At 62.5% G+C, this 21155-nt stretch carries 20 protein-coding genes and 1 pseudogene; 8 read left to right on the top strand and 13 right to left on the bottom strand.

The window, feature by feature from the left end; genetic code table 11:
• Window positions 1–284: 284 nt before the first annotated feature.
• Complete coding sequence (locus tag ACVIHF_RS01525) at window positions 285–2945, top strand: C-terminal helicase domain-containing protein (protein WP_253610102.1); 2661 nt, start codon at window positions 285–287, stop codon at window positions 2943–2945.
• A gap of 444 nt (window positions 2946–3389) precedes the next feature.
• On the opposite strand, the gene ACVIHF_RS01520 is transcribed toward ACVIHF_RS01525, so the two are convergent.
• The 7 genes from ACVIHF_RS01520 to ACVIHF_RS01490 all read right to left on the bottom strand — a co-directional run bounded on the left by ACVIHF_RS01520 (window position 3390) and on the right by ACVIHF_RS01490 (window position 9587).
• The gene (locus ACVIHF_RS01520) at window positions 3390–3740 is read right to left on the bottom strand and encodes a hypothetical protein (RefSeq protein WP_456791472.1); all 351 of its coding nucleotides are present in this window, start codon (window positions 3738–3740) and stop codon (window positions 3390–3392) included.
• A 19-nt stretch (window positions 3741–3759) separates the two neighbouring features.
• Entirely contained in the window at window positions 3760–5667 is a 1908-nt protein-coding gene (locus tag ACVIHF_RS01515; protein ID WP_253636053.1) for a hypothetical protein, read from the bottom strand.
• Between the two features lie 408 nt (window positions 5668–6075).
• On the bottom strand, window positions 6076–6945 hold the full coding sequence (locus ACVIHF_RS01510) for a hypothetical protein (protein WP_456791471.1): 870 nt from the start codon (window positions 6943–6945) through the stop codon (window positions 6076–6078).
• Entirely contained in the window at window positions 6908–7600 is a 693-nt protein-coding gene (gene scpB, locus ACVIHF_RS01505; protein ID WP_253610098.1) for an SMC-Scp complex subunit ScpB, read from the bottom strand. Before scpB ends, ACVIHF_RS01510 begins: the two co-directional genes overlap by 38 nt.
• A gap of 1 nt (window position 7601) precedes the next feature.
• On the bottom strand, window positions 7602–8543 hold the full coding sequence (locus tag ACVIHF_RS01500; protein WP_253610097.1) for a DUF1403 family protein: 942 nt from the start codon (window positions 8541–8543) through the stop codon (window positions 7602–7604).
• Between the two features lie 241 nt (window positions 8544–8784).
• Window positions 8785–9312 (bottom strand): GNAT family N-acetyltransferase, encoded by a 528-nt coding sequence (locus ACVIHF_RS01495; RefSeq protein WP_253610096.1) that lies wholly within the window; start codon window positions 9310–9312, stop codon window positions 8785–8787.
• Window positions 9309–9587 carry a type II toxin-antitoxin system TacA family antitoxin gene (locus ACVIHF_RS01490; RefSeq protein ID WP_253610095.1) on the bottom strand — a complete coding sequence of 93 codons (279 nt, stop codon included), beginning with the start codon at window positions 9585–9587 and terminating at the stop codon, window positions 9309–9311. The genes ACVIHF_RS01495 and ACVIHF_RS01490 overlap by 4 nt, the downstream gene beginning before the upstream one ends.
• Window positions 9588–9686: 99 nt before the next feature.
• Between ACVIHF_RS01490 and ACVIHF_RS01485 the strand changes: the two genes are divergently transcribed.
• A complete protein-coding gene (locus tag ACVIHF_RS01485; protein WP_253610094.1) occupies window positions 9687–10754 on the top strand; it encodes a site-specific integrase in 1068 nt (355 codons plus the stop codon).
• 21 nt (window positions 10755–10775) lie between these two features.
• On the opposite strand, the pseudogene ACVIHF_RS01480 reads toward ACVIHF_RS01485, so the two are convergent.
• The 6 genes and pseudogenes from ACVIHF_RS01480 to repA form a co-directional block, all read right to left on the bottom strand.
• Window positions 10776–11189: pseudogene (locus ACVIHF_RS01480) on the bottom strand (PIN domain-containing protein).
• Window positions 11186–11434, bottom strand: a complete 249-nt coding sequence (locus ACVIHF_RS01475; protein WP_253610093.1) for a type II toxin-antitoxin system VapB family antitoxin — start codon at window positions 11432–11434, stop codon at window positions 11186–11188. Before ACVIHF_RS01475 ends, ACVIHF_RS01480 begins: the two are co-directional and overlap by 4 nt.
• Window positions 11435–11516: 82 nt before the next feature.
• Window positions 11517–12134: a hypothetical protein gene (locus ACVIHF_RS01470; RefSeq protein WP_253636054.1), complete on the bottom strand. Its 618-nt coding sequence runs from the start codon at window positions 12132–12134 to the stop codon at window positions 11517–11519.
• A 77-nt stretch (window positions 12135–12211) separates the two neighbouring features.
• Entirely contained in the window at window positions 12212–13540 is a 1329-nt protein-coding gene (gene repC, locus ACVIHF_RS01465) for a plasmid replication protein RepC (protein WP_253610091.1), read from the bottom strand.
• Window positions 13541–13818: 278 nt separating this feature from the next.
• Entirely contained in the window at window positions 13819–14847 is a 1029-nt protein-coding gene (gene repB, locus ACVIHF_RS01460) for a plasmid partitioning protein RepB (RefSeq protein WP_253610090.1), read from the bottom strand.
• Window positions 14844–16058: a plasmid partitioning protein RepA gene (gene repA / locus ACVIHF_RS01455; protein ID WP_253610089.1), complete on the bottom strand. Its 1215-nt coding sequence runs from the start codon at window positions 16056–16058 to the stop codon at window positions 14844–14846. Before repA ends, repB begins: the two co-directional genes overlap by 4 nt.
• A gap of 553 nt (window positions 16059–16611) precedes the next feature.
• Between repA and ACVIHF_RS01450 the strand changes: the two genes are divergently transcribed.
• The 6 genes from ACVIHF_RS01450 to ACVIHF_RS01425 all read left to right on the top strand — a co-directional run bounded on the left by ACVIHF_RS01450 (window position 16612) and on the right by ACVIHF_RS01425 (window position 21155).
• Window positions 16612–17757, top strand: a complete 1146-nt coding sequence (locus tag ACVIHF_RS01450) for an RHE_PE00001 family protein (protein ID WP_256559093.1) — start codon at window positions 16612–16614, stop codon at window positions 17755–17757.
• 125 nt (window positions 17758–17882) lie between these two features.
• Complete coding sequence (locus ACVIHF_RS01445) at window positions 17883–18353, top strand: hypothetical protein (RefSeq protein WP_253610609.1); 471 nt, start codon at window positions 17883–17885, stop codon at window positions 18351–18353.
• 528 nt (window positions 18354–18881) lie between these two features.
• Complete coding sequence (gene traI / locus ACVIHF_RS01440; protein ID WP_253610608.1) at window positions 18882–19505, top strand: acyl-homoserine-lactone synthase; 624 nt, start codon at window positions 18882–18884, stop codon at window positions 19503–19505.
• 19 nt (window positions 19506–19524) lie between these two features.
• A complete protein-coding gene (gene trbB / locus ACVIHF_RS01435; RefSeq protein WP_253610606.1) occupies window positions 19525–20493 on the top strand; it encodes a P-type conjugative transfer ATPase TrbB in 969 nt (322 codons plus the stop codon).
• Complete coding sequence (locus tag ACVIHF_RS01430; protein ID WP_253610605.1) at window positions 20483–20863, top strand: TrbC/VirB2 family protein; 381 nt, start codon at window positions 20483–20485, stop codon at window positions 20861–20863. Before trbB ends, ACVIHF_RS01430 begins: the two co-directional genes overlap by 11 nt.
• Window positions 20856–21155 carry a conjugal transfer protein TrbD gene (locus ACVIHF_RS01425; RefSeq protein ID WP_253610604.1) on the top strand — a complete coding sequence of 100 codons (300 nt, stop codon included), beginning with the start codon at window positions 20856–20858 and terminating at the stop codon, window positions 21153–21155. The genes ACVIHF_RS01430 and ACVIHF_RS01425 overlap by 8 nt, the downstream gene beginning before the upstream one ends.

Raw genomic sequence — 21155 nt, 5'->3', positions numbered from 1 at the left:
TGTGCGCAGGCCCCGAAGCAGTAAATCTGACCGCGATCGCATCGGCGGCAGACAAGAACCTGAACCCGGCAACGGGAGCACAAAAATAACCTGCAGATGCCATCAGAGCATTCCGAGTGGCACGCTTTGCGTGCTCGTACTGTCGCTGCGTTTTGCAACATCCGCACCGCGACCTGCTCAAGAACCTCTTGCATGGAAGCCATCGACCCTCGGTGGGAGGATGGCTGGGCCGGTCGCCGCTGTAAAGGCTGGCCTACGGCCACCGCCTTCGGCGGCTGGCGGCCTTGACAACGGCGGCCAGCCCAGCCGTCGTTGGCCACCATCGGTTCGACGACTTAGACCGCCCGGATGCTCTGCCCGCGCACGATGTCGCCAGATTTACGCGGTTCTCGAAAGCCATCGACAAGCGGAAAATCAAAGCCCTCAAGCCCACGACCTTCGTTGGCCGCCTTCGACGCGCGCTGGCGCTGGCGACGCTGCGCCAGCAACCGCCCAATCTCGTTATTCTGGATGAGTTTCAACGTTACCGGCAGCTTCTGGACGAGAAAGACGCTGATCCGCTTCTCAAGGCGCTGCTGGATCCCGAAGGCTCGACCACCCCGCCGGCGATCCTGCTACTCAGCGCGACACCCTATCCGCATCTGACCACTCGGTGGGAGGAAGCACGCGGCGCGCTCGCTCACGCCGAACTTCTGAAATTGATCGATTTCCTCGGCGGTCCTGATGTGCGCGACCGTGCGAGGAAGCTCTTCTCGGATTTCGGCGACAAGCTACGTGACATTGCGGCGCATGCTGATGCGAGCCATCCGGAGCTGAAGAATGAGGTGGCCGAAGCCGGCCGGCTCAGAGACGAGCTGCGCAAGCTGCTGAATCCCGTGATGTCGCGCACCGAACGAGACAGCGTGGCCTCAATAGATCCGCTGGCAGGAACTCAATTCCTCCATGCCGATCCGTCGCCCGAGGACTTTCAGGTGTACCGCCATTTGGCTGACAGTTTCGCCGAACGGGTGCGCTATGAGGCGCTGCCGTACTGGTCGTCGGTTCCGCTGCCGGCCCAATCTCTGGGTCCCCGGTACGCGGCCTGGAAGGGCGCCAATATCAAGGCTGCGCCGAAGCTCATCCGGATCACGCGCGAGCGCCGCAACAAGCTCGATGCGCCGGCCGCGTGGCCTGACGCAAAGCTTCGCGCTCTGAGCAGCGTAGCTCCACCCAAACTGCTGGCGTTGCCGTGGGTTGCCCCGTCGCTTCCCTGGTGGCCGCTCGGCGGAGACTGGAAAAACGCGGCGGCCGAGCCCAAGCTCCTGATGTTCAGCCGCTTCCGCGCAACGCCGCCCAGTGTCGCCGCACCGCTCAGCTTTGGCGTCGAGGCCCACTGCCTCCCCCGAAAACATGGCGGCTATGAAAAGGCCTATAGGCGCCGGCGCTTCAAGCTGGCCGCCGTTCCCGGACCTGTGATGGCGGCCTTCCATCCTTCGCCATGGCTGATCCGTAACACGGACCCACTCGCGAAAGCCGGGGCGACGCTCGGCGCCGTCCGTAAAGAGGCCCGTCGGCAGATTCTCGCCGCATTGCCAAAAGGGATCGTCGAACGAGACACCGTCAAAGCCCGGCGAAGGCACAGATCGATTGCACCGATCTTGGCCTCGATTGAACGCTTCGCCGGTGTCGCGGAGCTGTCCGCCTCAGCGTGGACGAGCGCAATCGGCGACGATCGTGCTGCGCAGGCCGCTGTCCAGAAATGGCGGCAAGGGCAGCCGGTCGATCGACTCTCTCCAGCCGAGCTTTCGGACCTCGTGGACTATGCGATCGGAGCGCCGGGTGTCGCGCTGGGCCGGGCCCTGCTGCGGCATGACCCGACAATGCTCGATCCCGCGCGCTACTCCGAACTGGTGCAACTTAGTTGGCAGGGGCTTCGCGCCTATCTCGACAATCCGGTGATCCTGTCATCGTTGCCGGGAAAGAGTGCGGTCGACCAGGTCATGGGTGCGGTCGTCGATGGCGGTTTCGAAAGCGTTCTCGACGAGCACTTCTGGCTCCGCGCGCAGAACCTGCAAGAGGGGGCGATTGGACTTGCCAAGGACTTGCAATCATCTCTCGGACTTCGCGCCGGCGGCTTCAGCTTCCATGGCATCGGCGGACCTCCGCATAAGATTCCCGTGCGCTGCCATGTTGCCGTGCCCTTTGGAGACGCCGAAACCGAACCCGTCATCAAAGTGGATGGTGGCGTGGCGGAAGCCACTCCGGTTCGCCCCGACGAAGTGCGCCGAAGCTTCAACACACCTTTTTGGCCGCATGTCCTTGCCACGACGTCGGTTGGGCAGGAGGGACTGGATTTTCACCCATGGTGCTCACATGTTGTTCATTGGGATCTCTCCTCCAATCCGCTCGACCTCGAGCAACGTGAAGGTCGCGTCCAGCGCTACGCGGGACTGTCGGTTAGGCGAAGGTTATCCGCGGAATTGCGCGACGAAATATTGAAAGATCCCGCCTTGGGCGACGCCTCACCGTGGCGATGCGTACAAAGACATGCGGAGCGTTTCGTCGATGCCAGCGGCCTCCGTCCTTGGTGGGTGCTCGACGGAGCCGAAATCCGCCGCCACGTCTTCGAGCGCCCCTTTGGACGGGACATTGCTCGATTCGCCCAACTTCGCGAGCAGCGCATGATCTATCGGCTGGCCCTTGGACAGCCCAATCAGGAGGATTTCATCGACGTGTTGTCGCGCGGGGGCGAGGCAACCCGCACGCTGTTGCAGCCACTCATCCTTGATTTGTCTGCGATGGGTCTTCGAACGAAGGCAATCCATGCCTCGGGTGTTGGTCAGAGCCCGATATCGATCGCCTCTCCTCCGGTCAGGGTGGGCGAAGATATGTCTGCGCGGCCGCCGCCGGCCGAGGAGACGACCATCGATCGAGCGATGCCTGACCGCACCGCTCAAACGTTTTAATGTTCCCGCGATGCGGCGATCGCCAGCGGGCTACCGCCGCCATAAGCGGAAGCCTGTCTTTATCAGTAGGCCGCGGCAAAAATTAATCCACTGCTTCGAGGCGTCTTACAACGCTGTTTCCCGAACTTGGATGGAGTGCTGGCGTGAAGCGGAAGTTTGAAAGATTAGCCGCAGGTAGGACAGGGCATAGATCAAAGCTCCGACGCCGAAAAGTAACCACAAAATGGGCTGCCAAAACGGTACGTAGGTGAGATTTCCGTCGTAACGATAGGCCGTCTTGAGAACGTCCGGAAGGCCATTCGCGGGCCAGAAATGCGCCCATACGCCAATCTTCTGCTTGCAATTCTCAGGACAGCTGAAGTTGCCATCGGCCGCGAAGTAGAAATTGCCGTGCAGAAATGTCCCTTCGAGGATGCCAAGACCGATAAGGGGCAGCGCGACGAATTAGATCAGAGACCAGATCGCGACCATGCGGGCCTTATCCGATATCAGTCCGAGATCGGATTTGGTGACCACCCTATCGAACCAGGCCCCGCCCGTATGCCGCCTCGCAAAGGCCTTGGCCCACCACAAGGACCAGACACAGAGCGTAGCAACGACGGGAACACCGAGAAGAGCGACAGCATGAGCGTTGAGCGAAGACCAATCCAGACCAAGGATTTCGAGAATCTTGCCCGCTCCGGACTTCGCGCCGCGTGTCAGAAGAAATAGCGCAACGGTGCCTGAAAGCGTAAGCCGCGACGCCTTGCTCCACTGTTCGCGAAGCATTGCGTCCGGGCTTTTTTTATCGGCCATGTAATCAAGCCCCCCTAGACTAGAAGCCCAGAGCTTTCCCGAGCTTCCTTATTTCATTGTTCGGGCCTGGCCCGTGCACAATATCGTGTGCGGCATTGTCGAGGGTTTTCCTAATTTCGTTGTTCGGTCCGGGCCCATGTTCAAGATCGTGGAGCGCATTCGTAAAGGCCTTGACGATCTCATTGTTCTTGCCGAACTCCGCGCCTCCGAACAGAACTTTCATATCCGGATCGACCGATGGGCATGCTGAGGCTGCGCGTGCTGCTGCCTTGACGCTGTCAGCCAATGCGCGACGTTGAGCTATGATTTCCGGCGGCAGCTCTGCCTCGTCGACTGAATTCATGTCGAGCTTGGCGCTCACGATGTAGCCGTTTTGGGTGGCCATCGCGTCCGTTATATGGACCACATATTCGATCGCCTCGTGGGCCGGAGTGACCGTGATGCCATGGTGGTCCGGCTTCGGACTTCTGAGACCGGCACGGCGAGGGAGATCGTCCATAACGAGATTGGGTTCGCCGAGTGTCGGCGGGACCGGCATGGTCCATCGCACCCCGACTTTGACGAGATCGACTTTGACAGGCCCCATCTCGAGCCGTCCATCCGTGGTCACGTCCGCAGTCAACGTATCGCAAGGCATCGTAGCGCCGAGTGACAGAACTGGATGCCCGTCCACGTTCTTGGTAGTCAGCTCGACCGTGCCCGCTACATGCTTTCCGGTTTCTCCCTCCAACCCGAGGACGGTCCCCATGTTCACCACTGGTTTGACATGCGCGTGAACCTTGGCGTGCAAGTCCATGCGCAAATCGGTAGCAAGCGCCACTCCCTTGCCTGGCATCCACACCGCACTCGGCGGCCCAACGTTCATGGTCGCATTGATATCGGTGGCATCGGGCAGTTCGAGCAGGATGGTCTCATTGTCCACGAGGTGCCCCGTTACGCTGGTTGAGTGGACAACGACAGTCCGGTTCACTTGCGGGAGCGTGCTCAGTTTACTGATAAAGCCAACCAAAGCCTTTCCGCTAAGGAAAAAGGCGAAGTCGCTTTTTTGCTCCCAGTCTTTGGTTGCGCCTGAGATGTGCTCCCGCAACGTAGCGATCCGTGTTTCAAGTTCTGCAGGCTGTAGATCAGGAACGGCAGGCGGGCTCACGGGAGCCTGACCGGGGGCTGAGGTCGCGGCCAGAAGCCATACACCCGAGTGTAGAAACACGGGCGCAGAAAACGAGAAGCGCTGCTCCAGGACCTCGCCGGGCAAGCTCACACTCAGCACAACGGTACCGTCGGGGGCCTTGATGGTTGTATCGCTTTTGAACCCTGTGTTGAAGCTGATGCGGTCTTCGAACGGGACCGCGACGGTAAGATGATTGTCGAGAGCGATCATCAGGCCGGAAGAGATCGCCTCCGATAGAAAATTCCGGCCGCGAATATCGAGGAAACCCCAATCGAACTGCGGCTCCGCCTTCGTGACGCCAACTGCGAATTCAGCCGTCGCAGTCGGCCTGTCGTCGGCTTGGGGTACAATGCCGCGAAACGAAATATTACCTTCCAGTTTCAGATTCACCGCGCGACCGCGCCGTGGGCTTGCGACATTTATGTCGACGATAGCTCCCGTGAGCCCAAGGCCGGGCTGGACTCGCGCATTTTCCACCGTAACCACCAGATCGCCGAGTGTGGATTTGATTGGACTGATCGTCGTGCCGGCGAGTTGCATGAGCGCCTTGTCGATGACTGCATTTGAGAAAAATACCGCTGCGTCGGCATCTTGCGGCTGATGCGTCTGGGCGAGCGTTTGATCGGTAAGCGTCAGAGCTACCCAGTCCGCCGCCGCTCGCTCGTGAATGACGTAGTCGTGCCTGTAGGTCCCCCAGCTGGCAGCGACAGCGACAAGCGCGACGATAAGCAGGCCTACAAGCAGACGTCCGGCACGCATCATTTCTCTCCGCGGACTGTTTATCGTTCCTCACCGTCCAGCACCAAGCTAACCGCTCATTGCGACATCACAATATCGGAAGTTGCGGAGGAACGCCTGACGATTTCAATGAAGTACTGAAAGCGCGCCGACCGACCTGCCCACTGATCAAACCCGCGTGGGGTGGGCGTCCAAGCGATGATGGTTGTCAGCGCGTTGAGTCCGTTTGGGGGTCATTCGCGACAGAGCCGGACCAGCAGCAAGTCCGGCGATGTCCGTTATGCCGCCGGAAGCGGAAGTAAATTCAGAGCATTAGGTAGTGGTCGCCGCCGACGAAGATGGGCACACCAACGAAGGCGTCCCATGCGAATGAGCCTGCCCGCGCGCAAATTCATGCTGATATCGGATTGACCGCCCAAATCGTCAGCGTCATCGAGGGTCGCCGACCTCTGCCCAATAGAGGCGGTCCTGCTCGGCCTTCAGCTCTTCGAGAGATACCGGGATCGGATGGAGGTCGACATTGTACATCGGCAACGGCCAATGCCGGTACAGTACATTGACATGATCCTGGTTCGCGGATTCGCCCGGCAAACCTTCGGCAATCAGTCGAGCCACAAGTTGCTCGGTTAGGCGTTCGGCGTCTTGCAGACTCTCCTTTTCCTGAAACTCAAGCTGCCCCCAAACCTCTGATGTGGCTTGCAGCCCCGCTACCGTGAACATTCCGCAGGCGGCCATCGCGTCGACAACCCGCACAACGGACGGCATGCGCGACCGGAAGGCGCTTGGGTGGACGACGGGTGCATTCCAGACCGGCGTGCCATCCTCGTAGGCCTCGACGTCCGCGTAGAGCTTGCTCTCTCGCTGATAGATGGCGGAGTTCGGCATGATGAACTCGCCCATCGTCCCTTCGAGATCATGGGCCTTGCGCAGCGGCTCGACGGCTTTACGGAGGTCCGCGACATCAATGGACCACCAGTCGGACAGCTGGGCGTAAATCAGCCGTTCGAGGTGTCCATAAAACCTGCCAACCAATTTGTTCACCTTGCCTGCGATCCGCTTCTCAGGGCAGCGGATGATATCGAGCAGGATGAGAATCTTCGCCGCCTCCTCTTTAGCGAATCCCGCAAGTACCTCGGCTTCTCGCGGCTTTTCTCGCAGTTCAGCAGACGCGGACCAAAATCCCTTCGCGCTGGCGTGAATAATCGGAAGCCCCTCTGCGATGAAAGCAAGCCGATCGGTGGCCGACATTTGGCAAATGCGGCTAGCCTGTCTCTGTCCAATCTGCAGCTTTTTCATCATCGTCCTGGTCTTCGTCCTGTGCCGGCAAGGAATCCGGAAACTCACCTGCCAACATCTTATCTTTACTGAGCAGGCCGGCGTCCTCCAGCGCTTCCATATCCGGAAGATCGCGCAGCGTCTCCAGGCCGAAGTGCGACAGGAAGCCCTTGGTCGTCACGTAGGTGTAGGGCGCGCCAAGTTGCGGGCTGCGCGGGCCACTCGCGATAAACCCTAATCCGCGCAGACGGGCGATAGTATCGCGGCTGACCTCCTTGCCGAAGAAGGATGACAATTCGCTGCGATTGATCGGCTGGTAATAGGCGATGCAGGCGAGTATCAGCGCTTCGGTCTGTGACAACGCCTTGTCGCCGCCGGCAGTGCCGCTCGCCGAGCGGATCGCCTCGGCGAAGTTTTTCCGGGTGCGGTGCTGCCAGCCGCCCGCGACGGAGACGAGCTCGTAGGGCCGGCCGCGGAGCTCCTCGCGGATATCGCCGATGATGAGATCGAGGTTGCAGTCGCGGCCGACGACGCGCGTCAGGACCTCGCGCGTCACGGGCTCGGGCGAGGCGAAGATCACGGCCTCGACCCGGCCCATCCATTCGCGCCAGCGCAGCTCCGGCGGCAGGTCGGCCAATTCGGTGTCGAGATCCGCTTTCGATCGCGCGCGCCGTCCCATGTCAGAGCCCGTAGAGTCGGAAGGTCGGACGGCCGGTGAGCTCGCGCACCGCGCCGAGCGACACCAGTCGCTCGAATAGCCGTCGCGTGCTGCGATCGCTCGACGTCTTGCCGGCGCCAGCGGGCTGGGCATCTTCCATCATGAGGATCCCCACCATCCTGTCGGCGTCGCGACCGCGCAGCTTCGGCGCTGCGGCCAGCAGCCGGTTGGCGCGTCGCACGAGGTCGGCATAGAGCTCCGATGCGGCTGCGGCAGCGCGTGCATAGGCCTCGGCGCAGGCCGCCAGCCAGGCGTCGTCGATGCCGCCCGGTCTGCCCGCAGCGCGCAGATCGGCCCGGCTGACCTGGCCGGCGATCAGCGGCACCGCCATCGGCCATTTCAGGCGATGGGCGAGGACGACGTCGGCCAGCCACAGCGCCAGCGGCTCGCTGTGCGGGATGAAGCGCATGCTCGCTGCAGCAATTTCCGCCGCCGCCGCGACGGCGTTCCCGTTACCTGCCGCCAGCTTCGCCGCGGCGGTGACGACGTCCTCGAGCGCGTCGTTGAAGCCCAGCTCGAACATGATTGAGCAGGAAATCATCCAATCATCAGGCGCCATGGCAGCGCGCTCGCCGAGATACCGCCAGGCCTTGAGGAGGCGCCCGCCCGGACCGAGCTCATCGATCTCGCGGCGCAGATACCAGGCGTCGCGCAACGCCGCCTCGTCTTCGGTGCGCCCGCCATGGCGGGCGAGGACAGCGGCGTTGGCCAGCGATAGGCGATGCCGCCAGAGCAGGCCGAGCGGGTGCTCGCTGCGCGCGATCGGATGGATCCCAGCAAGCGCGGCGCCGGCAAAAAACATCGCATCATCAACCACTTCGGCTGGTCCGATCTGCCGGGCCCATCCCGGAAAGGGCGGGAAGGTCGGCGGGGGCTCAGGGATGATTCGCGCACGCGAGGGCATGGCTGAATCTAACCCGGCGCGGCGCTTACAACCAGCTATCCGCCCAAAACCGCCGCGGTTGTCGACAATTTAAAACGAATGATAATGTTGCCTTATCGTTCGTTTTTGCCATTATTAGAGGATGCCCGTTTTCAGCGCTCAGACGATCGAAAATCACCCGCAATCGGGCTCCTGGCCGCCTCTTGGCTTGGCCTCCGAAACTACAGGCAGCGTTTCGTGGGCGTCGGCAGACGGCCCCCGTCTAGAGACGTCCGGCCGCCCGCAACGCATCGGCGAAGGTCGTAAGCGGCGCAACGAGTGTAAGCGGCTGATCCGCCAGCGGCTCTGCGCCAAAGCCGCGGTACCATTGTGCCGCCCGCTCGTTCTTGGCCTCAATGACCATCAGGACGCCGCCGATCTCGTCCGTCACCCGCAGGCAGCGCAAAGCGGCCGCCAGCAGGAGCTGGCCGCCCAGCCCCCCGCCCGCGACCGTCTTGTCGACCGCGAGCCTCGCCAGCAGAAATCCGGGCACCTTATGGCGCGCCAGGCCCTTGGTCATGGCGGGCGGCACGGCGTCATGCGCGACCGACGCCGGCGCAAGGCTGTAGAAGCCGAGGACCTTGTTCGGCGTATCATTGGCGATCGCGCAATACGTCTTGACCGCGTTCTGCTCATGCCCCTGTCGGGCATAGCGCAGCAGGAAGGTGTTCAGCGCGTCATCGCCGCAGTCGAAGGCTTTCCGATCATGGCTCTTGGCGATCGGCTCCTCGTGCCAGGCGGGAAACGTCACAGGTCTTTGGGCAGACTGGATGCGGCCGCGCGCAGCTTGGCGTTCGCCTTGGGCGGATTGTCCAGGAGGTCGAGGATGCGCGCAAAATCGCGTTCCGACACCTTGACCACATCGGCGTCGGCAATGACGGCGTCCGCTTCGCGGAGCGCCGACTGCGTCACAAAACTGGTCAGATCGGTATGGCGTAGCGCAGCCGCGCGCATCAGCCGGGCTTTCACCTCTGGCTTGATCCGCAGATTCATGCGGTTGGTGTCATCGACGGCAACGCGCGCCATGGCTCAAATCCATTCCTTGTGCAGCCAGAATATGTACATGAGGCAGCAGGACAAATCAATACCGTACACACACAATATGTACGGAGAGGAAGCATGACTATGACCGACACCGAAAACGAGGATCTTCCCGACATCGTCGCCCCCGTTCGGGACATCGTCGAGGCCCCCTCCCCTGCCCTGCCAGCGCATCTGGAACGGCTCGCCGATCGCGCCCGCGATTATGTCGACGCCGCAAGCTCGGCCAACACGCGTCGGGCCTACACCTCCGACTGGAAGCATTTTTCCACCTGGTGCCGGCGCCAGGGCCTGGAGGTGCTTCTGCCCTCCCCGCAGACGGTCGGGCTTTACATCACCGCCTGCGCTTCGGGCGCCGCGACGGCCGATCGCCAGGCGAATTCGGTCGCCACGATCGAGCGCCGGCTCTCGGCGCTGAGCTGGAATTATGCGCAGCGCGGGACGCCGCTGGACCGCACGGACCGGCACATCGCGACCGTGCTCGCCGGCATCCGCAACACCCATGGCGCCCCGCCCCGGCAGAAGGAAGCGGTCTTGCCGGAAGACGTCATCGCCATGCTCGAGACCCTCAATCGCGGCACGCTGCGGGGCTTAAGGGATCGCGCCATGCTGCTGGTCGGCTTCGCCGGCGGCCTGCGGCGCTCGGAAATCGTAGGCTTAGATTGCGGCCGCGACCAGACCGAGGACGGCCGTGGCTGGGTCGAAATCTTCAAAAAGGGCATGCTCGTCACCCTGCGGGGGAAAACCGGCTGGCGCGAAGTCGAGATCGGACGCGGCTCGTCGGACGCGACCTGCCCCGTCGTCGCCCTGCAGACCTGGCTGAAACTGGCCCGAATCGGCCACGGGCCACTGTTTCGCCGGGTCACCGGCCAGGGCAAGGATGTTGGTCCGGACCGGCTGGCCGATCAGCAGGTCGCCCGGCTGGTCAAACGCGCGGCGCTCGCCGCTGGTGTGCGCGCCGACCTGCCCGAAGGCGAACGGGAGGAGAAATTCGCCGGACATTCGCTGCGCGCTGGCCTCGCCACCTCGGCCGAGGTCGACGAGCGCTATGTGCAGAAGCAGCTTGGCCACGCCAGCGCGGAGCGAACCCGCGGCTACCAACGGCGGCGCGACCGGTTCCGGGTCAATCTCACCAGGGCCGCGGGCCTCTGACGCCCCGTCCCTGCCCTCGCCTTAGAAATCCCACGGCAAAATCAATTCGAGCCCTGTCGAGCCAAAATCAGGGAGATTCCGCGTGGCCAATCGACCGCCCTTGACGCCGGCGATGGCTGCAATCATTCCGTCGGGCGCCGCATGGGTTGTCCGCGGCGCGTGGCCTCCCCCATAATGTCGCCATACGCCAACGCGGCCTCTTCCGTCAGGCCGAAGATCCGATCAGCGAAGCGTTGGCGCCAATCCAACAAGCCACGTTCCAGGTCGCTCTGCGCGTTGATCGGGCCTGATTTTTTGGATTCCGAACGCGATCTCGGCGATTGTGACCGTGGGAAGTGCAAGCTCTGCATCGTGCCGGACGAGCCAAGCGATAACGGCGTCGTCGGGCGACTTCCTCAAAGTCTCAGAGATCACATTGGTGTCGAGGAAGATCAAAGTTCGGGTCCAGTACAGGGTCGTCGGCCCTCGCGGATGATCGCTTCAAGGTCGATATCCACATCGGCGCTGGACTTAAGACGGGCGTAGAACGCCGCCGGTGGTTCGCGCCCGGCCGCACGTTCCTCGTAAGCTTCGAGCGCACGCTCGACGACATCCGCGATCGAACGGTTTTCCCGACGCGCAAGGCGATGGGCAAGATCTCGTGCCTTGGCACTGCGGACTGAGAGTTGCGGTTCGGCCATGTACGACTCCTTCTTGAAGTATCTAGGCAGGAAGGGCTTGCCATCAAGCTGGCAGCTGGTGGCTAGCCAGCTTAGCTTGCACCTACGAATTCAGGCTCGGTCGACGCGGCAACTCGGGCGACGCACGCATATTTCTCATCACCTCACCCATCGCCATTCCGAGCTCGTCCTGGGCGTCGTTCAGTCCGACATGGCCTGTGTAAGCCGCGAGCGCCGCGAATTTCAGTGCGGCTAACATCGCCGCTTCGCTGCCCAGCTCCCGCGAGACCTGCTTTGCCGGATGCTTCTCCAGGACGGAAACAGCCGACTGTGTGATCGCTTGCCTGAGCTCGTCGATCAGATCGTCGAACGCAGCAAGCTCAAGCTCGTCTGCCGTGCGGCTCGGCCGCGGCACAAGCGGGGCGTTTCGGACGGCTAGCGTCACTTCGCCGACCACCTCGTCCACCAAGTCAACGATCTCGCCGGCGCGCGCATCGAGCTCGTGCCATGGGATACATCGTGTCCCGAGGCCCTCCTGCGCGCGATGCTCGGCCGGGGTCCGTGCCGCGATGCGGGCATTGATCGTGAGACCGGAGCGATCATCGCCAAAGATCGTCATGATCCGCACCCGAGCCGGGCGATCACTGAGGCCGCGCAGCTCCTCGGCCCGTTCGAGCGCGGCCGCGATTGCGTCGCCGACGGATGTCGTGTCTCCAGTCAAATCGCCCTCCCCGATCTCTGCCCGAAAACCGTAGCCGAGTCGTCTCCGGCGACGGAGTCATTCCTGGCGCTATCTAGTCATTTCGGCCGCCTGGCCAGCGAGGCGCGCAATTCGGCGCTGGCTTGGAAGGCGCCGGCTTGCGTGGGGCTCCCGGGCTCGAAGCTGGCGGGACCGCTACCCGTCGGCGGAGGGGTTGGCTTCGATCCGTCGAGTTTGGCGCGCAACAAGGCCATGATCATCGGCCAGACCGAGAATTTCCCAGCCTTGGCGCGGTCGGTCAGGCTGCGCAGATAGCCGCCGGCGCTGCTGATCTGATCCGCTTTCTGATGGATCGCGGCCAGTGTAATCGCGGCTTGCTGGTCGCCGAGCACCTCCCGCGCGTCGTGCCAGGCGCTCGGGCTGATCCCCAGCATCGGCCGGGCAAGCTCGGCGGCGGCCAGCAAATCCCTCCAGTGCCGGATCTCGCCGCCTTTGATCAGCCAGCGCATGTTCGGGCAGGCATCCAGCACGATCCCTAAGGGGAGCTCACGCTTCGGCAGGCTCCGGAGGTTATGGTTAACGGCAGTGCTGCCGCCCGCTTCATCTTCGTTTGCTAGGCTACTTTCAGATTCAGATGGAAGATCTGGGTTTGAATTCTGTATGTGGCAACCAGAATGGGACTCATTGGCGTCCGGATTCTGTGTTTTTGCGAAAGTTTCCAACAGGTCGCGGATCTCGCGCCAGAGTGTTTCCATCTCGCCACCGATGCTCTCCAGGAGCTGCCGTGGTGCAGTCCGAGGAATCCGCCCGGCGATCCCTTGGTAAGCCTGCAGAAACCGCTTCCAGTTTCCCGGCACGCCCTCCTGAACGCCGGCTTCGATCATCTTCACGATGTCCCGGCGCAGGATCGTCAGGCGCTCTTTAGCTACGCGGAACGCCTTCTTCTCAGCCTGGACGGTTTCCGCGAGCGTCTTGTACTCCTCGGCGCGGGTCACGATCGGCGCCAGGTCAAATCCATAGGCCTGCTCGATTTCTCCGCCATGCCCTTTGCGCGCAAAGCGCTTGCCGTTCGGGCTGTCCCTTCGAATGATCAGACCGCAGCCGACCAGGACGGCGAGATGCCGGCGTAGCGTCGTCGGCGGCATCCCGTTGGCCCGTGCCATCAACTGCTCGTTGGAGGGCCAGACGATCAACTCGCTGTCGGCCTCGAGCGCGGTCTCGGGATGGAATGACAACAGCGCGTGCAGAATCGTCAGCGCGCGGTCGGTCGCGCCGAGAACCTGACGCGCCTCCTTGATGTGCTGAAAGACATGCCATTTGTGAACAATGGCCGTCTCCGGCTTTGCCTTCGCGGCCAGCTGGCTTGAAATCATTCCAAGCGTCATCGGCCGCCGCCCAAAGGGCGTCGTTGATATGGATTGCGTCATGGTTGTGTCTTTCAGCTTTTAGGCAAAGCGAAAGTGCTCACCAAAAACGGTGCCCAACGCCTCGAAGAGGCTCTTGACTGTGATTCGCGGAAGTGAGATTCTCGTTGTCGCCAAACACACGAGAGGGGCTTCCGGGACACTGTTTCGGGGGCCTTTCTTTTTACCGCATGCTACCTCTGTGGTTGTTGCGCCATCGTCCGGCTTCGGCCGAGGCCTCCGCCCTTCCCGCCACCCAACCAAACCTTGTCAGCTGACAAGGTAGGGCCGAGTGCCGAAAATCACTCAGTGCCCTCTCGGGCAAAAAATCTCTCCACCAGTCCCGGCAGCTCTTCCTCCAGGAAAGTGCCAAATCCAGATGCATGCTCCTCGACGACCATGAGCTTGATGTCTCCTTTTGCGAAGGTCGCCTTCCCCAGCACCTCACCCCCAAGGCTCCGAAGCTCGAGCTCGCTTCGCGAGCGCGCTGCTGGCTGTTTTAGAGCGGCAAGGACAAGCTTGAATCGATCGTCCGAGGTCAGCCCCGAAACCTTGTCAGCTGACAAGGTTTTGCGTACCCGACCCAACGCCGCTGGGTCTTCGCCAATTGCAGCCGCGAACGCAACCCAGCGGGGGCGGCCCGCTTTCGGCGCCCGGCCTATCGCCTCGATCACCTCGATCGGGACGGCTCGGCAGACCGCCCTGAGGCGAGCGAGTTCCGGATCGTCGATCGAAAGAGCGGCTCGGATGTCGCGTGGCTTGATCCCGGCCTGATCCATTCGCCACGTGAAAAGGGCGCGCTCGATCCAGCTCAGATCCTGACGCGCCGCGTTCTCGATTCCCTGAGCGACGACAAGTTCGCTGTCCGACAGCGCGACAACCGTGGCCTTGACTTTGATTCCAAGATCCAAAGCCGCCCGCCAGCGCCGATGGCCATAGACGACTTGGTACCGGCCATCGGCAGTCGGATGCCGGCGGACCTGGATCGGCACCTTCTGGCCTTCTTCGGCGATGAGTTTCTTGAGCGCCTCGAAATCGACTTGGCTGTCGTCGGGCAACCGGTCCGGGAAAGGCGAGGGGTCGATCAAGGAGGGGTCAAGCTCCGAGCCGCCGCCGGCGTCGACCAGCGCCTGGAGCCGGTCACGGTCTCCTCGCAACTCGGCCAAAGAACGCTGTGTTGCTCCAATCACCCCGGCTCCAACACGGGCCGGAGGCTGGATCGGCGTATCTGCGCGAGGGGAGGGAGAAGGGCTGCTCGGCGCCGTCTCGGGCTTGGAGAAGGAGCCGAAGTTGGCGAGGATCGATCGACCTGAAGTACGCTTATTGTTCATGCGCGCCCCCAAGCCTGAGTGATCAGTGCAAGGATCTGATCATTGACCGCATCAATGGACTCCCGTGCGCGCTTGGTGGTCGCGGCCGAGATGTTGCCCGGTTCCAGTTCATAGAGAGTACGCTTCGCCAAACCAGCGGTCTCGATGGCCGAGCTGGCGATCGCGGTTGCTGTCAGCACGTCTTCGGCGAACAGGTGCCGAAGCATGGTCACGACCCGGACTTGAGATTGGTCGAAGGGATCGTGTCGGGTCACGACGTAGCGAAGGAAATCCTGCTTCATCGTCGCGCCAGCTTCGCGGATCACCGATATGAGGTCTCCCATCATCAGCAGGAACTGGCTCATCGACATGACATCGAGCATTGCTGGGTGGACCGTCACGAGGAGCCCTGTGGCCGCGTAGATGGCCCCCAACGTCAGGAAACCGAGCGAGGGCGGGGTGTCGAGGATGATGACATCGTAGACGTCTTCGACCTCCGCCAATGCGAGGCGCAATCGTTCGAAAAAGATACTCTCGGAGTCCGCCTGTTGCTTCGACAAATACCGCGGCGTCTCGTGCTCGTACTCCATGACCTCGATATTTCCGGGGATGAGGTCGATCCCTGTGAAATAGGTCGGCCGGATGATGTCAGCTATGGGTCGACGCTCGTCGTCATACCGCAGGGCCGCATAGATGGTTTCGTTCTGCCGGACGTCGATCTCCGGCTGCGCACCGAACATGGCCGACAATGACGCTTGGGGATCGAGATCGATGGCAAGGACGCGGTAGCCTTGCAGGGCCAGGTAGTGCGCAAGGTGCGCGCTCGTTGTTGTCTTGGCACTGCCGCCTTTGAAATTCGCAACCGCCAGAACCTGCAGATGTTCGCCGACCCCGCGGTGAGGCAAGAACCTCAAAGCGTCCGCAGGACGCTGAGAGGCAAACAGTTCACGTAGTTCATTGATCTGCGCGAGCGTGTAGGCGCGATGGTTGTTCTCCAGCCGAGCAGGGAGGGGGCCTTTCCCTTCGTTCGACATCAACTTGAGCGTTGATTCCGGAATCGAGGTCAGCTTCGAGACCTCGTGGGTCATAAAATGCCGTAGGCTTTTCTGAGCGTCCGGGGGATACATCTGCTGGCGCCTGGCCTGCAGGTGTTCAGAAAGCATTCCCGCGTGCCGAATAATCCTGTCTGCGGGATCTTCAATTTGGGTGCTGATCTGGGCCTGTGCTGCCATTGCCGATTCATTCCTTCGTTGTCGGCCAGTAGGCGATTTATCGCCCTTTGCCCGCTAAAACTAGGTCACGATTCTCGGCTTTCGTCCAGTCCCTTAAGGTTAACAGATACTTAACGGAGGCTTCGCATCGCGTCGCTCAAACCGCTGCTTCGTCGGGATTCGTTCAATGTTATTGTGGGCTTATCTTGCATACCCAAGCCGGTACGAAGGCGTTTTGTCTCCCGTTAATCTTACAGACAGGCATGCTCGTTTGCCCCGTGGTTTGGATGGATGACAGAAGAGGTTCGACACTCAAAGTGCGACTCACCACGATTCGCGACCGCGTCCTCTGACCAACCTCCGTGCCCAGCGAGCGTGACCCAATGAGCTTCGGGCCGGGCCGGAATCGCTTATATGCGGGTCGATGTCCGGACGGACGACGAGTGGCATCGATCATATCGACAAGGAGTAACCATCGGTGTGAGTGATCTATGCAGAAACCTGCGTCGCTGTGGCAGAATCTAAATGCGTGTTAGCTTCCGACTCGGCGAATCTTGTTAAGGCTATCAAGATCTTGCAGCCCCTCTATCTGATTCCCGATCCGCTGCCCTGGGACCAGCTCGCCAGCCCGCTCACCACTGCTGAGGATGCGCTCGCGCGGCTAGACGAGCGGCTCGCCAAAAGTCCGATCCGCGACGGCTGGATCGCACGGACTCACTTCACAGACGCTTGTGCGAGTTTGTGGCTGGAAGGCGAGCTCGTCCATCTCGAGGATCTCGTTCTCCACGACGCGCATATGGACGTGCGCGCACCAACCCATGAGCTCACCCGCGCGCGCGCCGTGCTGCAAACGCGCCGGCGTATCGCCGCGGCCAAGCCCGACTGGGCACTGTCGACGGCCGGTGTTGCCAGTCTCTGCGGACGAGGAGGAAACGGCGACCGGGAAGAAGCGATCGACATAGAGGGCCGTGAGCCCGGCTCTGGTCAGGATGAATCAGCAGACATTGAGGTTATCTCGTTCGTCGGTGCCAGCGAGGCCGATGAGAGGCTCGCGGCCACCTTTGCCGCGGTTGATGCCGCGATCACGAACGCCGACCGGACTCTCGCGCGCGAAACGCGCAATCCGCACCTCACCCGCCTGGACAGCGATCCGCTCGTCTACGATCTGGACTGGGACGAGGGCGCCCGTTTCAACGAGTGGCGCGCGATCGTCGAGGCCTGCCGCTCCCGGCCGCCGACCTTGGCGGCGGCCATCGCGCTGGACGCCTGGGGCGCAATTCAACCGCTGCAGCATATGCCCTGGCTCGGCCAGCTGCTGGCCGCAGCGCTGTTGCGGGACCGTGGCAAGGCGCAATGCCATCTGCCCTGTCTGCACAACGGCCTCAAAGCCATCCCGCGCGAGCGGCGGCGACCGCGCGATGCGGCAGGCCGACTCGCCGTCCAGCTCGAGGCGATCGCGGCCGCGGCCAGGGCAGGGCTGAAAGACCACGACCGCTGGCTGACGGCTCGCACCCTGCTCGTCCGCAAGCTCGCCGGTCGCCGGTCCACCTCCCGGTTGCCGGCGCTTCTTGATTACGTGCTGACGCGACCGATCGTTTCGACAGCTATGATCGCACAGGAACTCGGCGTCACACCCCGCGCCGCTCAGAACCTCGTTGCGGAACTCGGCCTGCGCGAGGCGACCGGGCGCGGGACGTATCGGGCGTGGGGGATTCTATAGGGCGGTCGGCTCAGTGCGGCGTGGCCAGGTGGTGTTTATGATAGCTGGTCCGGACCGGTCGGCACCAGATCCCTGACATCGGGAGATAGAGCGGAGCTTTCTGCAAGGCCGCGAAGATCAACGCGATGGCCAAAATTCAGCTATCCAAACTTGCCCCGCCCTGTGGCATTGTTGTCACGATCGGAGGGAACGCAATGCCAAACCGGATTCCGCTCGACCCCAAGCTGCGGAAGGCCTTCAACGCGACGCCGAATGAGGCACGAAGCAAGGCGGAGCTCGATGCATGGTGGGATCGTCCTTACGGTCTCACTTTGTCGGACGGCCGCATCGAGGTGCGGTGCCTGAATGGCGGGGCGTGGGACCGTTCGACCCATCTCGGCGTCGCGGACGATTACGATGCGGCCTGCGCTTTGGCCGAAGCGAAACAAGCCGAATGGCTGAGGTTCCGTGAGCGCCCCTGCGTCCAATTTGATGTAGATCAGGTCGTGGTGATACGGCAGGCACAGCGGCCAGACGAAGCGCCGCAGCAGTTGGCAGCGTTCCCCACGGCGGACGCGGCAAATGACTACCTGCGAGCCAACTACCCCAAAGCGTAGCCGCCGTGATAGCCCGGTCTCGACCGGAATGGCGCGAGCGTCGGCGCCTTGGTCCGGAGCTCGGACGGCGCGAGGCGACAGGGCGAGGAAGCAACCTTCGATTTTTCAGTGCCGCGCGAAAATCCGTAGAGGGCTCGCCGGCGTCCCTCAGGAGTGAGATCATCCTTATTGGAGAATAGCCGTGCGGTGTGGTGAATGTCGCGCGAGCGGCCGGCGGTTCCGACACCGAAGACTGCATCGAGAAAATGCGGGCGGAAGATCGCTGAGGCTGCCCTCACGACAGGCGGCTTCGAGAACCTGGAACTGGTTTCCCTGAGCGCTCGCCGCGGGAGCGTTAAGCATCTGAGTTAGCAGGCGCCTCTGCATCAGTCGGATTCTGCGACGGCAAGGGTGCCGCGCAAAGGCAGGGGGGCGTCGCCAGTTTCGGCGATAGCCAACATCAGCCCCCGTTAATTCTACAGGGGACATGAACCCGCGCTCGATGCTGACTTGCCTCCGTTCACCAGAACGCGACGGAGGATTCGGCGAATGCAGGCAATTGCGATTGATGCCAACGAACACGGCGGATTGGGGTCTCTGCTCGATGAGATGCATCAGTTGCGCGCCCGGGTGTTTGCCGATCGGCTCGGTTGGCGCGTAAAGATCGAGTACGGCCGCGAGCGCGACGAATACGACAAGCTCAACCCGACCTACATCCTGGCCCTAACGGACCGCGGCGACGTCGCCGGCTGTGCCCGTCTGCTTCCGACCACGGGCCCCACCATGTTGTCGCAGACCTTCCCGCAACTGCTCCCGGGCGGCCAGCTACGGGGCAAATCTACCGCCGTTGAGAGTTCGCGCTTTTGCGTCGACACGCGAGGCGAGGGCAGGGGAGGCCGATTCCTGCACGAGGCGACGCTGACGATGTTCGCGGGGATCATCGAGTGGTCGATGTCGAACGGCTTCGACGAGATCGCCACGGCAACGGATGTGCGGCTCGAACGCATCCTGCAACGGGCGGGCTGGCCGATGACGCGCCTTGGCGGCGTGGAGCTCATCGGCGAGACCATGAGCGTCGCTGGGATCCTGCCGGCCGACCAGGTAAGCCTCGAACGGGTCTGCCCGCCTGGCTATCGGTCCGACCTGCGGCGCCCTCAGCGCGCCGCTGCGTGAGCGATGGCGGGCGATTGCCATGACCGAACTTCGTTCGCACCCGCGGCTTGTCCGCAAACTCCAGGACGCCCTCGGCGACCAGATCTGCGCCGCGCTCGAGGATCCGGCGGTCGTCGAGGTGATGCTTAATCCGGATGGGCAGCTGTTCATCGAACGACTCGCCCACGGGATGACCGCGGCCGGCAGCATGCCGGCCGCGACCGCCGAAATCATTATCGGCAGCGTCGCACACGCGCTGCAATCGGAAGCTGACGACGAGCGCCCGATCATTTCAGGGGAACTGCCGATCGGCGGCCATCGCTTCGAAGGATTGCTGCCGCCCGTCGTCGGCGCCCCCACCTTCACGATCCGAAAGCGCGCTTCGCGTCTCTTCGACCTCGAGGATTACGTGACGCAGGGCATAATGACGGCCGACCAGCTCGCGGTCATCCGCAACGCCATCGCCTCGCGCCTGAACATCGTCGTGTCTGGGGGCACCGGCTCGGGCAAGACCACACTCGCCAATGCGGTGATCGCGGCGATCGTCGCGCACGCACCTGAGCACCGCCTGGTCATTCTCGAAGACACGGCCGAGATCCAGTGCGCCGCTGAAAACGCCGTATCGCTTCACACGAGCGACACAGTCGATATGGCGCGCTTGCTCAAGAGCACGATGCGCCTACGACCCGATCGCATCATCGTCGGAGAGGTGCGCGACGGCGCGGCGCTCACGCTGCTCAAGGCGTGGAACACCGGCCACCCGGGCGGCATCACCACGATCCACGCCAACAGCGCTCTGTCCGCGTTGCGCCGTCTCGAGCAGCTCACGGCCGAGGTCAGTCAACAGCCCATGCGCGAGGTCATCGGGGAGGCGGTCGATCTGATCGTCTCGATCGAGCGAACGGATCGCGGCCGACAAGTCCGCGACGTGCTGCATGTCGAGAGCTTCTCGGCGGGCCAATACCAAACTCAATCCTACGTCCCAAAGGAGGAGCCCGATGTCGCGTAAACACATAGTGATTGTAGGCGCCGGCAGCCTGCTGCTCGCACTCGTGATGTCGGACGCCTGCTTTGCCTCCACCAGCGGCGGCGGCAATCTTCCTTGGGAGAGTCCGCTCCAGCAGATTCAACAATCGATCACCGGCCCGGTGGCCGGATTCATCGCGCTTGCCGCCGTAGCCGTTGCCGGCGGCATGTTGATTTTCGGCGGCGAGCTCAACGATTTCGCACGGCGCCTCATGTACGTGGTGCTCGTCGCCGGCATCCTTCTTGGCGCCACACAGATCGTCGCCTTGTTCGGGGCAAGCGGCGCCTCGATCGGCGATGTCGCACGTACGGCGCCGAGCACAGATAGGGCAGGGAACCCCAATCATGGCTGAGGTCGGTGCCAATCTCAGACGTAGTCGCATCCATCGCGCGCTGTCGCGGCCGAACCTGCTGTTCGGCGCTGACCGCGAACTCGTGCTGTTGACAGGCCTTGCCGCCGTCATCCTGATCTTCGTCGTGCTCACCTGGTACGCCGCAATCCTGGGCGTGGCGATCTGGATCGTTGTCGTGGCGGCGCTACGGATGATGGCGAAGGCCGACCCGATGATGCGGCGGGTCTATGCCCGTCACATCTCCTACCGGCCTCACTACCGGGCGACCTCGACGCCCTGGCGCCGTTACTGA

Source organism: Bradyrhizobium sp. USDA 4506 (assembly GCF_054058795.1).
Note: the sequence above shows the minus strand (reverse complement) of the source record. Positions and strands in the feature narration are given on the sequence as shown.